Here is a 1,054-nt window from a genome sequence, read left to right on the forward strand (position 1 = left end):
AATCATGGACCATGGTTTGATAATTGGATGCGTCAAGCAACGAGTGGGATAGATAAGGGGTCGTATCGTTTGTTACCAAACTTTCCAATAATACGAGATAGTGCCGTGCCATTCTTTCAATGGTCTCTTCTGCGAACAGACTCGTCGCATAGCTTATCTGAACTGCTATCCCCGTATTACTGTCATCCATATAAATGGTCATGTCAAGTTTTTCTATTTGATGACCTCCATCTTCCAAAGGAACAGGTTGTAGATACTCCGATAAAGTATCTACTTCTTTTTGCCCAAAACTCTGAAGCGAAAACAATACTTGAAACAGGGGGTGACGTGAAGTATTTTGTTCTATAGATAAATGATCTATCAATTGCTCGAAGGGAAAATCCCGGTGCGACTGCGCGTCCACCTGATCCCGGTGCACGTCCTTGATCAAGTCTATAAAGGACTGCCCCTTATCAAGCCGTACCCTATTGACCAGGGTATTGATAAAGAAACCGATCAAACCACCGGTCTGATAGTGGTCCCTGTTCGCATGGGGGCTACCGATCAGAATATCATCTTGATTAGCGTACTTGCCCAACAATACCGCCACACTGGATAGCATCAGACTGTTCAGTGTCACGCCTTCGCTTTGGGCCAACTCCCGTAATTCAATACTTAGATGTTCAGAAATTACAAATTCAAGGCTATTCCCCTTATAATCGAACACTGCCGGACGCGTATGATCGGTAGGAAGGGACAACGTCTCAAAGCCCGACAAGCGGGTTTCCCAATACGATAGCTTCTCCGATAAAACCTCCCCTGTCAAAGCGGCCCGTTCCCAAACGGCATAATCGCTGTACTGGATCGGTAGTTCCGGCAGTTCAAAGGCGGTATCGCCCGAGGTATACGCCCTATAATAGCTGTCCAGTTCGCTGGTGAAAACTTCTTCCGACCAACCGTCACTGGCGATATGGTGCATCATGATCAAAACATAGCGATCGCTTTCCCCTTCTTTGTCCAAGACCTCGTAAAAACACACCCGCAGCGGATACTCTTTCTCCAGATCGAATGGACG

Annotated in this window: 1 protein-coding gene; it reads right to left on the reverse strand. The window is 46.6% G+C overall.

What is annotated here, in order from left to right:
* The coding region (locus ACRD7P_RS20895; RefSeq protein WP_430909743.1) for a condensation domain-containing protein at positions 1-1,054 on the reverse strand (1,054 nt) is incomplete at both ends.

The sequence above is a fragment of the Maribacter sp. 2-571 genome, assembly GCF_050589625.1.
Classification (GTDB): domain Bacteria; phylum Bacteroidota; class Bacteroidia; order Flavobacteriales; family Flavobacteriaceae; genus Pelagihabitans.